Genomic DNA, 13,348 nt, shown 5'->3' on the forward strand with positions numbered 1-13,348 from the left:
GATGTTTATAACATCATTTGGGGAGCAAAATATCACTTATAAGTGTTGTTCAAATTTCCTGATCCACCTCTGTATAAGAGATTTTATGTTAAATAAATACCAGTTTTTCCTAATAAATCTTAATATATGTATAAATATATCTTTTTGGAAACATAGACTTGGAAAATACTTTTTTTAATAACGATGAAGAAAAAATAGAGCATATACGTCAGATTTTTGTTTCTATTGCTACAGGAACCAAAATTTCTCCAGAGTTAAATAGAAGTTATATCTCTACTAGGAAAGATTTATTAAATTCAAAATATTCAAAAGCACTACCTTTATCTATACGAAGTAATCTTGATCTATCTCAATTTTGGTCATTCATTAAAGATAAAAGTCCAAATTATCAGGGAAGAAGAGATATTTTGAAGAAAGAGTTCCAGATTCTTTTAGATGCTAATGAACACAATAGTGATGAATCAAAATACCATATAAGAATAACTCTAAAAAAGGGAGTACCGATTAGCAATACTCTATTTTCATGTGATAACAAAGAGTCAGATCTAGAGCGATTCATTACAGCTTATCATCAAGCTGAACCGATATTTATAGAAGGAAAAACTGTTAATCCAGAAGAAATAGATAGGTTTAATATTGCTATTAGTCCTCTTAATTTTGATGTATATGTTGAACAAGCCAAACAGGAAATTGAAAGTTCTCAGAGTTCAGAACATGGTACATTTATTTCATTCTCTAATTCAAAATCCAAAGCTTTTAATAACTTAGAAGATGTAACTAGCCAATTTATTAAATATCCTTTAGGTGGTTTAAAAGTACAAAATTTTCACATGAATCAAACTATGGCACAAACGATAAAAACTCAACCTAAGTTCAATAAAGTCTTTATTGTTCATGGTCGGGATGACAGTTTAATTCATGAAGTGCAAAACTTCTTATACTCTTTGTCTTTAAAAGGAATTGTTCTAAATCAGGAGCTTAATCAAGGTAGAACGATAATTCAGAAATTACTAGATCTAGCCTTCGATCAGGAAGTGGGCTTTGGCATAGTTTTATATACTCCTGATGACTTAGGGCAAATTAGTGCAGAGTTAGAGCAAACTACGGAAATGAAAGCTAGAGCGCGTCAAAATGTAATTTTTGAGCATGGTTTACTTGTCGGTAAGTTGGGAATGGAGCGAGTAATTGCTTTAAAGAAATCAGATAAAATATTGGAAATGCCTAATGATTTATCTGGAGTTATCTATCAACAATATGATGTTTTTGGTAAATGGAAATATGACATTGCAAAGGAAATGATAGGTCAAGGATATGATATAGATCTGAGTAAAATTAAATAAAAAGGCGTAGTAATTCCTCTGAAAATAATAGGACAAATAGGCAACGATTTTGTAGAGACTCTATAATTCTTCTAAAATTAACATAATACACGTTATACGAATTCCCAAGGCATGGCTTTTAGTCATGCTTTTTTTATCAAAAGAGTTAACCCAAAAGATAAGTGATAAATAGCAATATAATTCTATCATTAGACTATCAATGTAAATTAAATGACATTATTATCATAGCACCTAGATAAATATAGCTAAATGATAAAATGAATACTCGAATTTATGTTAGAGCATCCACAAAAGAACAAGATGCAGAACGCGCCCTAGATAGCCTTAGAGCCTTTGCAGCTGGATTAGGTCATAGCGTTACTGAATACATTGAAAACCACACAGGAACGAAGCTAGAACGCCCACAGCTTAACAAGTTGCTAGATGAATCAAAGAACGGCGATATTTTACTAGTTGAGAGCGTGGACAGACTTAGCCGATTAACTCAAGATGACTTCAGCACGTTAAAGCAGCGTATTAAAGATAAAGGCTTGAGATTGGTTGTTCAGGATCTACCAACTACCCATGCCTTGATAAATACAACAGATGACATTACAAGCGCGGTTTTAAGCGTTGTAAACAATATGCTGATTGATCTATTGGCTACTATGGCTCGATTAGACAATGAGAAGCGCAAGGAACGCATTAAACAAGGTTTAGAGAGAGCAGGATATAAACCAACAGGCAAGAAAGCAGACACGGCAAAGCATAAGCGGATCTTAGAACTGGCAGCACAGGGAAACATGACAAAGGACGAAATAGCCAAAGCGGTTGGCGTGGGCGTTGCGACTGTTTATCGAGTATTAAATACTGCAAGTTCGTAAAAAAAGCCCATATTTTGGGCTTTTTATATTATGGGCATACGTGACTAACAAACGATTCGCCAACACTTCCCGGAATGATCGGATCCATTCTTACCTCATAGCCAGATCTCGAATCATAAGACTCATGCTTAAAAGTGCCATTTTTCTGTTTTTTATACTCAGCAATTGCTTTTCCGCCAAAAGTGTCATCACTACAGTTGATCCATAGAAGATTCAGTCTGTAATCTCCGACGCCTAGACCATCTTGTTCAAGATCGTCAACAACTAACTCTTTAACCCAAAATTGTTTATTCTGACGATAACCAACTTCAGAAACATTGGTAACACTATTAGTATCTAGGAAGAATATAAAACCATTATCCGACTTAGAAATAATTTTCCATTCAGGGGCAGCAAAAACTCCACAGGCGATTGTGCTACTAATAATACCCATCAGTATTCTTTTAAACTTCACTAAGTTCACCCCTAAAAAATTTTACTATTTGATATTTTAGAATTATTCAGTAAAAAAAGCACAGCATAAATTACTTCAAAAACGCTTTAAGACCACGATCTAACCGATCAAACAAGCCACGTTTTTTAGGTTGTTGCATCGTGTCATTTTGCAATGTTGCATCGTGTTGCTTTGTATCGTTGCTATTTGCTTCATACGGCGTTTCATCATGTTGCATGGCTTGATTTATGGGCGTTTCAGTATCGTTGCATGTTGTTGCTTCACATAAGAGATTTTATGTTAAATAGATGAAGTTTTAAGTCATCTATTTAAACTGAATATTAGAGCATCAATATTTTTTGCTGGATTATTTGGGTCATAGATTTTAGTCTCTAATTTTGAAACAGATACATTGGACTCAACGATTTGATTTAGATTTTCAATATCTATTTCGGGAAAGCTATCATACTTGCGCTTACTCATAATTAAATGAGCAAAAAAAGGCGAGCTGGTATTTAAGTTTAGATGAGCAAAGACTCTCGCTGGATGCTGAATAGCCCACATGCCACGCACTCGTAAATCAGTAATACCTAAAGGATCAACCTTATTGACCTTGGCAATTTCGTTAGTTTTGATAAGTTCTAGATCTAATTGTTTAATACCGTCTGTAATTGTGTTTTTAATATTTTGATAAACTGATCTATCGGCTGAGTAGCAGTCACCATAAACAAACCAAATACCCTTTAAGACTTTGTCTTTTACAACACCAACCACATAGAGCATATCCTTTTTAGTCCACTGTTTCTCACTGTCTAATAATGAATCATCTTCACATATTTGACAGTTTTTGGTGATTAAGGGATCATCTTTATAAAAATAATCTTTGGGAAATGAACTATTTAAGGCAATACTTCCTGTTTGCGATTCTACCTTTTTGATTTCAATAGCATCACTGTTTCGCAAAATCGCATCAGGTGGATTGTTTTTATTGCCTAGGTAAGAAAATACCTGTTGATGTAAGGGCATGTGGTCTGGATTATTTAGACTATTGGCATATAAGTCTTTTACAAACTTCTCCAAAGCGTCACCCACCTGATTAACTCGGTTCGATACATTATAATTTTCATCAAATGCTTCAATAACTGTATCGCACAAGAGGTTGAATGCTTGAAGTGTATTTGCCATTTTATGATTTCATCCTTATTAGCTTGCTTTTTTAATAGCGATTGATTTTTTTAATACACGAAGAATGCTCTCAGCTAATATCTGAGCAAAATCAACATTTACTGCATTCCCAATCATCTTATAACCATGATTTACATCTGTATATTTAAAAATAAAATTGTCTGGAAAACTTTGAATACGAGCGCATTCACGAACACTTAAACGTCTATATTCACCTTTCGGTGAAAACATAAATTTATCTTGTTCTAGTTTTATCATTTTCGGTGCGCTTGGATGAATAGGGGCATGTCGTCCACCAGCTTGAATAGTAAAAGATGGTTCATCCCATGCTCTAACACGGTTTCTTGACATATACATAGATGAAAAGCCACCTGTCATATATTCATGATTGGCAATTTCAACATCTGGGTTCGGTTTTGATTTATTCAGTGCTGGTACAGCATTATGTTCTAGATCTTTAATGATATCTTCTAGATGCTTAGGTTCTTGTGTTGGCTCTGGAAATGAGTAATCGACATTGAGATCAGATCTAAAACCAATAAAAATAACTCGTTTTCGATCTTGAGCAATCCCAAAATCTGCTGCATTTAGAAGTTTAAAATGAAGATCATAACCAGCTTCAAGAAAGGTATTTTTGATGTTCTCGAGAGCATCTTTATGTCTAGGAGCTAGCATTCCACTAACATTCTCAGCTAAGAAAAATGATGGCTTTTTAGCTTCAAGAATACGAATAAAATCGAAAAAGAGTTGCCCTCTTTTATCTTCAATGCCTCTTCGTGAACCTGCTTCGCTCCAACTTTGGCATGGTGGACCACCGATAATGCCATCACAATCTGGAACGTCAGATTCATTGATTAAGGTGATACTACGCTTATCTAAAGTTGTTTCAGGATGATTATGCTCATAGGTAGCCCAAATATCTTTATCAAATTCATTGGCAAAAATGATGTCAAAACCTGCTTGTTTGAAGCCAAGATCTAGACCGCCTGCACCAGAGAAAAAAGAAGCTATATTAAGAGGCATATTGAAAACACGATTGATGATTTAAAGTAATTTTTACATTTTTGGATTCAAAAGGCCAGTTTTTTTTAAAATAAAGCGTCGTATCACGTCGTGTTAGAGCATTATTGATACTGTAAATATAATTACAGATAGAGATGCACTAAGATTTCCTAAAATTAACATAATACACGTTATACGAAGTTGAAAAATTGAGACTATAGCCTTAATTTTTATGTATTTTTTTAATTTAACACCTAGGCCAGTGCCTAGGTTTTTTCATCTCGTATAACAGCCATTATGTTAAGTGATTAAAAAAGCTTTGAAATAGTTGTAAATTAGTTGTAAATTAGTCGAATATTAATTTCACACCTATGGAGGTTTTTATATGTCAAGAATGTCAAAAACAAGCGCCAGCTATATTCGTATTGCGGATAAGATTATTTTTACCTATGCGGAACTAGTACCTGGCAATCATCATGAGTTCAACAAAAAAAATAAAGGCGTACCAGTTGCCGCTGTGCATTATGAAAAATTAGACGAGTATATAATTTTACGTGATGGTCAGGAACAACCGCTGTGCATTGATGACCCGAAAAAATTTATCAGATCAATTCGCCGATTAAATAAAGATTGTGAAATCATAAATAAGCTATGACCATATTTAATGGAATACCTAGAATGACACTTTTAACGATAGTTTAAGCGTTTACACAGTTTTATTTACAGTCTCTTAAGTTTTCCTAAAATTAACATAATACACGTTATACAAAGTCACAAAAATGGGAGCTTAAGCTCCCATTTTTACTGATGATTTTTTAATTCTTTTAGCATGGCATCTCGCAAGATTTCATTCATGCGTGTCTGATAACCTTTACCTTGTGCTTTAAACCATGCAAGAACGTCAGCATCTAAACGAATAGATGTTTGTTGCTTCACTGGACGATAGAATTGATTGTGGCGTATAGCATTGCTCCAGTCTGTAATTTCAGGAATATCTGATAGATCTAGCTGATCATCAGGAACCGTCCCTTTAGCAAGCAAGCGTTCAATTTCAGTATCTTGCTTGTCGCTGAATTTTTCATTCAGTTCTTTGCGTGAGTATCTAACCGTGCTCATATTTATCTCGCTCCGCCTTGGTGACTTGTCTTGCACTAATGATTCGTATGATTTCACAGTCATCTTCATCAAAAATGGTGTGAGCCACCAATAACATTAGTACGCCTTTAACTCGTCCAATGGTTTGCCAACGTTCTTCACCATCGGTATGTCTGTCCTGAATTGAGATCCTCAGTGGATCTTCAAAAACAAGGCTTGCAGTTTCGAAAGAGATATCATGCTTTTTCTGATTCTTTCGATTCTTAGCCTCATCCCATTCAAAATACTGTTCCATAAAAAACATTCAAATTTGTATATACAATAATGTATCACAAAATTGTATCACTCAACCCAATTGGTGTAATTTTTAGTCAAAAGTATTGGCAAAATATTACAGAATCGAACATAAAAAAGCCGACTTGTTTCAAAATCGGCTTTTTACGGATTTTAGGGTTGAGTGTGAAATTTTAAGTCATTGATTTTTATATTAATATACAAGTGTATTGCGTATAACCACCATTATGTTAAATGGATGCTTATTTGTCTAAAAAAGCAGTGACTATTAACTAATTTCTGAAAATGAATAGTCTAACTGACTAGCAAAATAGTTAAAGTCATCCCATACATCGCTGACTTCTGAATTTCGGTATCTAATAATATTCCTTGCTCTTAAAGTAACCCGATATATGCTATTTACCATATCTGTATCTAGGTCTAATGGAAATGTTTCATTAATTTCATTTAATATTTTTAAATCCGAAAATTTTTTAAATAAGATTTTATCTAGTTCACTCTTTTGAATGTCTTTCCCGCACTTGTAATTTTGGACATATTTTATTTGATATTTGAAGTGGCTTAGTAGGCTGACAGTTGTTGATATTTGAGAGGTTTTTATTTCTAAATAATCTTCACCATCCTTAGTTGACAAGATTCTAATTTCATCTGATTTATTAAGAATGTTATCTATTTCTTGATAAATATCTCTTACTTTTAAATTCCGTCGGTAAATGTTTTCTCTATCCTCATCTTCTTCCCATAAGTTGCTGGAATTCTCTTTTTCTATTTTTGTTGTATCTTCTGCTTTCTTTTTTGTCTCTACAGTTACAGATTTAGTCTTTTGTTCTTCACGTTTTCTTTCTTCTTCAGCAACTTGCTTACGTTTTTCATCCATCATTTTTGAATATTCTAATGCTCTTCTACGCTCTTCTTCCTGTAGTTGAAATTTATTAGGTGTATTCTTTGTTTCAGGTGAATCATCTTCATCAAATTCATCTCTCAATAGATTTGAATTAGATAGAGCTATACATACAGGTACAAGTAATATCATACCAAGTAAAATGAAAAAAAATTCCATACTTTCAATATCATGTAAAAATATTGGCTGAGTATAGTTATTTAAGAAAAAAGATTAAATAAGAAAATGAACATTCTTTGAAAGATTTATTTTATTAAATAGCTGATAAATTTTGAGAAATTTTAAAGATTTCCTAAAATTAACATAATACACCTTATACGAAATGCGTTATAATCATCCTTATAATTCAAAGCTGTATTTCCTAGTTGATAGCCCATCTTCCCCAAGTTGGGTTTTTTTTATGATTTTTCACGTTCCACGCCTATTATTTAAGCAATGTTTCACGACTTTGTTCATATTAGTTAAACAATCGTGGTTAATCATAGGGTCTAAAAAAACGGCTCCAAAAGCCCCTTTTCTCCGGCTCCTGTTCAACGTGCTCCGGTACGGGAATCCGCTTATTTTCCGTTTGTTCCGGAGTAGTCAATCCGTCATGTTTCGGCTCAGGTTCTGACCGAGGATCCGTTGCTATATCTTGGCTAGGTTTATGATCGGTAAACGTAGTCATATTGGTTTTTGGAGCTTCTAACAGTCGTTGTATTGCTTCTATTTGATTGTCTTTTGCTTCTAGCTGTTCTCTTTGGAAAACTTCTCGCTCATGTGCAAGTTCTAGCTGTTTTTTAAGTATGTCTACTTGCTGTTTTAGCATGTCTACTTCTGTATCTTTTTGTACCGTAGTAGACTGTAACGTAGTTACATTATTATTTTTATTAGATGGTTCGCCAAATACTCGTATGGCTTCAGATAAATCTATTTTCCCATCACTATTTTTTGATAAATCCCCTTTATTTATACGTTTATAGATACTTTGACGATTCATTCCATAGAGTTGAGCTAATTCAATAACAGATAGTGCTTTCATCATGTAACCCAAGTAAAAGTCTGTATGTCAGTAGACAATATTTAGTAATGTAACGTTACATCAATGATTTAACGATAGCCAACCTTTTCAAGCATGGGAGCAAACTCTTTTAACTTCTCAGAATCTTTAAGCATTTCAGCAATTCTTACTGCGAATTGAGGATAGCTTTCAGTTCCTTGAGAGTATTTACTCATTTCAGGAAGTTCAGATAGCTTATTGGAAAATAAGTGGCGTTGAGAGTCAGTCATTTTTTTTGAAAAAAGATCTAGATTGCCAGATATTGTCTGATTTTCTAATGATTTAGTTTTAGATTTTTTTTGTTTAAAAGAAAAAGAAAAACCAGATATTGAACGGCCTTTTTTATGCTGTTGGTAGGTTGCCTCTATATCTGTTTTTTCGCTAATTTCAGAAATGGCTAAGTCAAGAACTCTAGTTTTAAAGTGATCCATACGCTTGTATTCATTAACACCAATTCCAAGTTGTTCTCTAAAAGTTGCTAATTCAAATACTGGCGTTTTTCCAATAGCTTTCCATTGAATTAATAACTCGTATAATCTTGCTGAATATGTACTGTTAAGCTGGGCTGTTTGGCTTAGTAAATATTGAGTAAAAAAGTCTTTAATACCATCAATTTTACTTATGCCTTGTACAACAGCTAAAGTGAAAACAAGTTCAATAGCCCCTTCATCATCTAGATATTTTACTTGCTGAATCCATCTACTTTTGACTAATTTCCCATCTTCATCAAAGAAGCTAAATCTTCTGTTAAATAAAGAATCCTCTGCTTCTTTCATTCTCTGATAAGCATTTTGCCTTGTTGTCCCAAAAACTTCAGCATATCTCAAAGCATCTATTCGTAAAGGAGTATCTGTACTTAGTCCAGTACCCGTATGTCTAGCATCAACAATGGCTAATTGAACAATATGAAACTCTGATAAAGATAGAGTTTGAAAAGCTTGGTTTAACCGATTGGTTTTTACAACTAATTCTTTTGACATAGACTGAATTGAAATATTTTTATACCCACAGATTATAACAATGTGGGTATAACTGCAACTGTGTAGTTAAGGGTGTAATCAGGAGGGTAACTAAACGTGGGGGAATGGGTAACTAAACGTGGGGGAATGGGTAACTAAACGTGGGGGAATGGGTAACTAAACGTGGGGGAATGGGTAACTAAACGTGGGGGAATACAAAGGTTAGTTATTGAAATTTAATAATTAAAACTAAGTTAAAAACATTTAAAAACCTTAAAATAATTAAAAACCTGAATCATGAAAAATTGCCCTTGGTTTTCGCTTCGCTCAAACTCTATTGAATCTCGCTTTCGCTCGATTCGTCGGGGCAATTTTTTGGCTCATCTCGTTGTGACTTCAATAAAAAGCAAAAGCATGATGAATTCGCTTCGCTCATAAAGCTTTTTACTCGCTTTGCTCGGTCTAGATTCAATTTTCTGCATGTGATCTATGCTCTTTTAGGCTTCACAGCCTAAAAAAGCGGTTTTTCAGGGAGTCGAGGTGCGAATTTTGTAAGTTCGCTCGTAGACACTCGCTCTGGATCTACTGGAAGCATTCAAATTGCACGCATACAGATAAAAATAAGCCTTATCTCTTTCAACACTTCGCATAAGAATCTCAGAAAGATACCAGTTCACTCGCTACTTCCTGCCCTTGAACACGCCTGAAAAGTTCATTCATTTATCAGCATCAGTAAAAAAAATTCAAAAACACCACTATTGGAGATTCGTTTTTTTTATTTCTGGTAACGTCAGGTGAATCAGTATTGGAACGCAAGGATACATAGAGACCCCTTTTTTTGCTTCGCTCAAAAATTGGTTCTATGACCTTGTAAGGGGAGACCCCTTAACCCCCAAAAGCAAAAGCAGGCAGGCAAATATGGCTAAAGCAATAAGAGAGAAAAGCTATAAAGTACGGATGTCATTAGCAGAAGTTGAAACTCTGAAAGAAGCAAACGTTTTGAACATCGCCAAGTTTTTACGAGATTCAGCGTTGAATGCTGTTAATAAAAAAGAGCAAAAAAATTTTTATTCAAAAATTGATCGAGAGTTTTTACTCGAACTTTCAAGAATTGGTAACAACATTAATCAGGTCGCAAAAGCTTTGAATACTGATATTGCGAAAGGGGAGCCGTTTGATGCAGTGAGACTGTTTTACCTGTTGATTGCTATCAATGAAAACCTTGAAGCACTGAGACGAGACTTAAAATGATTGTCGAATTTTTCAGATATGGCGCAGGACTTTCAAAAGGGCCGCTTGATTACTTTCTTGGGAAAAAGCGCGACCGTGAGCATGCAAAAATTTTAAGTGGTAATGAGCAAGAAGTTGCAGGACTTATAGACAGTTCGCCTTTTGCAAAAAAATATACGTCCGGATGCCTGAGTTTTTACGAGAGCGATTTATCAGATGAAGCCAAGCGCAAAATCATGGCCGATTTTGAGCACTGTCTTTTTCCAGGCATGAGTTCAGATCAGTACCGTGTCTTGTGGATTGAGCATAAAGACAAGCTAAACGAGGAAACAGGGGAGCGCAGGCTTGAGTTGAATTTCTTGATTCCAAACACTGAAATCCTGACAGGAAACCGGCTACAGCCCTTCTATCATGAGGCCGATATGCCGAGAGTTGATCTGTTTAAGAAGATTATTAACTTTGAGCATCAGTTACATGACCCAGACGATCCGATGTTTCGCCAAGACATCAAAACTAAGAAAAGCCTGCCTAAAAATACAGCGGACATCAAAAGAGTTTTAGATGTAGCAGCCAAAAAACAAATTGAAGAAGGCTTTATTACTGACCGTGAGAGCATGAAAAAGTGGCTCACTGCTCTTGGACTTGAGATCACAGGGGTAAAACCAAACAGCATTTCAATACGTAACCCACATAATGATGACGAAAAAAGCCGACCTATCAGGCTAACAGGTGCGATCTATGAGCAGAATTTTAGATTTGGAGCAGAGGGCGATAGCCTTACAGCAGAAGCGTCAGAACGATACAGAAGAGAAGCTCGAAAGCGTTATAGAGAAAATCTTCAGCGATACGCAGAACAAATTGACGGCAAGATCCGAGAATTTCAGCAGAAGTATCAGCAAAGAGACGTTGAGCTTGAGAAAGCAGGACATGCAAGCCACGAAAGAGCTAGAGACCCAAATCTTGACCAACAAGGAGGTGTTGAAAAACCAGCAGAGCGAAGCAACGAGCGAGATTATCGAGCAGATTACAACAGACAAGAAAACATTGCAGAAAGCACATACACAAGCAATCAACGAACTTCAGGCAGCCCTCCAGAAGCAAGTCGAGAGCTTACAGGAGAGCTTGCAAGAGTCGAACTGCTTACAAGAAGAGATAGTACGCCAAGCGACTTTGAAAAAAGCCCTTATTACGTCAGTTTGGCCGTTGATTATTCTAGTTGGCGTTTTAGTTATGAGCAGTATAGGAACAGGACTTTATCTAAATCACCAAAAAAATCAGTTAAGCCGAATGAACCAGCAAATCGAGGATTTACGAGTGAGGGGAGCAACCTTGAATCTTTCGACTTGCGACAGCCGATTATGCGTACAGATAGATCCGAAATCCATGATCTACGAGGGCAATTACAGAATAGTAGCGGAGAAGTAAATGAGTTTAGAAACGCAGTTATTGAAGATCATAGAAGAGCAACAGCAGCAGCTAGAGCAGCAACTGAAGCAGCAGCAAGAAGCCTTGAAGCTCATTCAGGCTCAAGCACGGACTATCGAAGAGCTAGAGAGCTACACAGAGACTTTGAAAGACAGGAACAGCAAGCTAATCGACAGGAACAATCTGTTAGTGGAGCAGATAACCACCTATCGGGGGATAGTGAAAAAGCTATCAGAGCAAACAGTCTCAGAGCATTTTTCACAAGTTTTACAAAACGAATTGGCGACAGTTTTAAAGATGCATGTGACGAATTTGGTGAGTTCTTTAGACGTAAAAGAAGAGTCGAGAAGCTTGTTAATGGAGATTTTGCCGAGCTTGGTAAAAACAGAGATAGAGACGCAGCTCAAGCCACTCATGGAGCAGCTCACGAACAAACTAGCCTCAGTCGAGAGCTATCAAAAAAAGTTACTGGGTTTAATTCAGGAGATATCTTCACGGCTCTAGATGAGCTAGATAAGCGCAAAGAGCTACAAGCAAAGCAACGGGCTGCTGAGCGCAGTTCAGGACTGGATTGTGAAATGTAAAGAGGGATTAATGAAATGAAAGATTTGAATATAAATTTGATGAAAGCCAATATCAGGAAACACATTTTGAAAGGCAGAGGTATTGAGTTCTTTAATATGCAGTTCAACGACTGTAATCAGGTTCTCAAATCCCTCAGTTTCCCCGGTATTCATCCGAGCCAACTCTGTCGAGTAGCTCGGATTATGATGCCTACTTTTAAAGAGGAACCCCCCCACGATCAGTAAGTAGTTCTAGGGAGCTTATGACGATGTGGGGTGGACTGAGTCCGTTTTACCCAATCTTCCGGATATTCTTGACTGTAAGAATCATAGTAATGACCTGACCAATATTCCTGATTATCTTCTTGGCATTCGTGATCTTGAGAAAAGTTGTGGGTGCTTTGTTGCGCTACAGCATGTTGCTGAAGTGTCTTTTCAGCTGTTTTTTCCGCCTGATCTAAAGTCATGAAAATATCGAGCAAGGCTTGGCGTTGTTGATGATTCAGAAGTTTAGCGCTTTCGACAATCAGTTGTTTAGCGAGGTTTTTTGGGATGCATGGGTTTGCATCATTGAATTTAATATGCATAGCAGTTTCCTAGATAAGAGTTTAATTATCTCCATCACTTCTCACGGCAATGGAGGCAACTTAACAGGGGTGAGAATACTGAATCTAGGATCAGCCAGCACGAAGCTGCCCTGCTAAGCTACCATAGGGACTGCTTAACAGTAGGCAAAAAAATAGCCGCAAGTGCGACATTTAATTGCACCTAGATTTTATCAGGTTCTCACGCCTGGACACAGATTTTGCTGCGTTAAAATAAGATTATCCAGTAAAAAGCAGGGCGTCAAGGTCCTAATCAGTAGTTCTTATAAAAACTGAAAAAAATCTAACTAAAAGGTGTCTATAAAATCGTTGGCTATTCAGTTGCTTACATCTGAATTTCGTAAGAGGTGGTCCCACATGTTTGAACAACTAAAAGCGTATTTATAAGTGATATTCCGCTCTAGTTAAGCCACC

General features: G+C 36.0%; 15 protein-coding genes. 5 read left to right on the plus strand and 10 right to left on the minus strand.

The genetic code is table 11. The annotated features are described in order from the left end of the window. The first annotated feature begins 158 nt into the window (after positions 1 to 158). Both CF596_RS14960 and CF596_RS13785 read left to right on the plus strand, forming a co-directional pair. The gene (locus CF596_RS14960) at positions 159 to 1,340 is read left to right on the plus strand and encodes a nucleotide-binding protein (protein ID WP_242439171.1); all 1,182 of its coding nucleotides are present in this window, start codon (positions 159 to 161) and stop codon (positions 1,338 to 1,340) included. 257 nt (positions 1,341 to 1,597) lie between these two features. Then, a complete protein-coding gene (locus CF596_RS13785) occupies positions 1,598 to 2,203 on the plus strand; it encodes a recombinase family protein (protein ID WP_096902803.1) in 606 nt (201 codons plus the stop codon). Between the two features lie 28 nt (positions 2,204 to 2,231). Here the strand turns inward: CF596_RS13785 and CF596_RS13790 are convergent, their stop codons facing one another. The 4 genes from CF596_RS13790 to CF596_RS13805 form a co-directional block, all read right to left on the minus strand. After that, positions 2,232 to 2,636 (minus strand): hypothetical protein, encoded by a 405-nt coding sequence (locus tag CF596_RS13790; RefSeq protein WP_143228702.1) that lies wholly within the window; start codon positions 2,634 to 2,636, stop codon positions 2,232 to 2,234. A gap of 91 nt (positions 2,637 to 2,727) precedes the next feature. After that, a complete protein-coding gene (locus CF596_RS13795; RefSeq protein ID WP_242439172.1) occupies positions 2,728 to 2,874 on the minus strand; it encodes a hypothetical protein in 147 nt (48 codons plus the stop codon). An 83-nt stretch (positions 2,875 to 2,957) separates the two neighbouring features. After that, positions 2,958 to 3,821: an NgoPII family restriction endonuclease gene (locus CF596_RS13800; protein ID WP_096902805.1), complete on the minus strand. Its 864-nt coding sequence runs from the start codon at positions 3,819 to 3,821 to the stop codon at positions 2,958 to 2,960. Positions 3,822 to 3,839: 18 nt separating this feature from the next. Beyond that, entirely contained in the window at positions 3,840 to 4,844 is a 1,005-nt protein-coding gene (locus CF596_RS13805; protein WP_087933288.1) for a DNA cytosine methyltransferase, read from the minus strand. Between the two features lie 364 nt (positions 4,845 to 5,208). Between CF596_RS13805 and CF596_RS13810 the strand changes: the two genes are divergently transcribed. Then, complete coding sequence (locus CF596_RS13810; RefSeq protein ID WP_039048204.1) at positions 5,209 to 5,478, plus strand: hypothetical protein; 270 nt, start codon at positions 5,209 to 5,211, stop codon at positions 5,476 to 5,478. A gap of 146 nt (positions 5,479 to 5,624) precedes the next feature. On the opposite strand, the gene CF596_RS13815 is transcribed toward CF596_RS13810, so the two are convergent. The 5 genes from CF596_RS13815 to repM all read right to left on the minus strand — a co-directional run bounded on the left by CF596_RS13815 (position 5,625) and on the right by repM (position 9,132). Continuing rightward, entirely contained in the window at positions 5,625 to 5,939 is a 315-nt protein-coding gene (locus CF596_RS13815; RefSeq protein ID WP_096902806.1) for a BrnA antitoxin family protein, read from the minus strand. Continuing rightward, complete coding sequence (locus CF596_RS13820) at positions 5,926 to 6,213, minus strand: BrnT family toxin (protein ID WP_096902807.1); 288 nt, start codon at positions 6,211 to 6,213, stop codon at positions 5,926 to 5,928. Before CF596_RS13820 ends, CF596_RS13815 begins: the two co-directional genes overlap by 14 nt. A 267-nt stretch (positions 6,214 to 6,480) precedes the next feature. Continuing rightward, positions 6,481 to 7,272: a hypothetical protein gene (locus tag CF596_RS13825; protein WP_096902808.1), complete on the minus strand. Its 792-nt coding sequence runs from the start codon at positions 7,270 to 7,272 to the stop codon at positions 6,481 to 6,483. Between the two features lie 316 nt (positions 7,273 to 7,588). Beyond that, positions 7,589 to 8,134: a plasmid replication DNA-binding protein gene (locus tag CF596_RS13830; protein WP_171325022.1), complete on the minus strand. Its 546-nt coding sequence runs from the start codon at positions 8,132 to 8,134 to the stop codon at positions 7,589 to 7,591. A gap of 68 nt (positions 8,135 to 8,202) precedes the next feature. After that, positions 8,203 to 9,132, minus strand: a complete 930-nt coding sequence (repM, locus tag CF596_RS13835; RefSeq protein WP_086222692.1) for a replication initiation protein RepM — start codon at positions 9,130 to 9,132, stop codon at positions 8,203 to 8,205. An 897-nt stretch (positions 9,133 to 10,029) separates the two neighbouring features. Here repM and mobC point away from each other — a divergent pair. Together mobC and CF596_RS13845 are read left to right on the plus strand one after the other, a co-directional pair. Next, positions 10,030 to 10,362 (plus strand): plasmid mobilization relaxosome protein MobC, encoded by a 333-nt coding sequence (gene mobC / locus CF596_RS13840; RefSeq protein WP_096902810.1) that lies wholly within the window; start codon positions 10,030 to 10,032, stop codon positions 10,360 to 10,362. After that, entirely contained in the window at positions 10,359 to 12,350 is a 1,992-nt protein-coding gene (locus CF596_RS13845; protein ID WP_096902811.1) for a relaxase/mobilization nuclease domain-containing protein, read from the plus strand. Before mobC ends, CF596_RS13845 begins: the two co-directional genes overlap by 4 nt. A gap of 218 nt (positions 12,351 to 12,568) precedes the next feature. On the opposite strand, the gene CF596_RS13855 is transcribed toward CF596_RS13845, so the two are convergent. Continuing rightward, entirely contained in the window at positions 12,569 to 12,916 is a 348-nt protein-coding gene (locus CF596_RS13855) for a hypothetical protein (RefSeq protein WP_096902813.1), read from the minus strand. Positions 12,917 to 13,348: the final 432 nt, after the last annotated feature.

The organism is Acinetobacter sp. YT-02 (genome assembly GCF_002412355.1).
Classification (GTDB): Bacteria; Pseudomonadota; Gammaproteobacteria; order Pseudomonadales; family Moraxellaceae; genus Acinetobacter; species Acinetobacter towneri.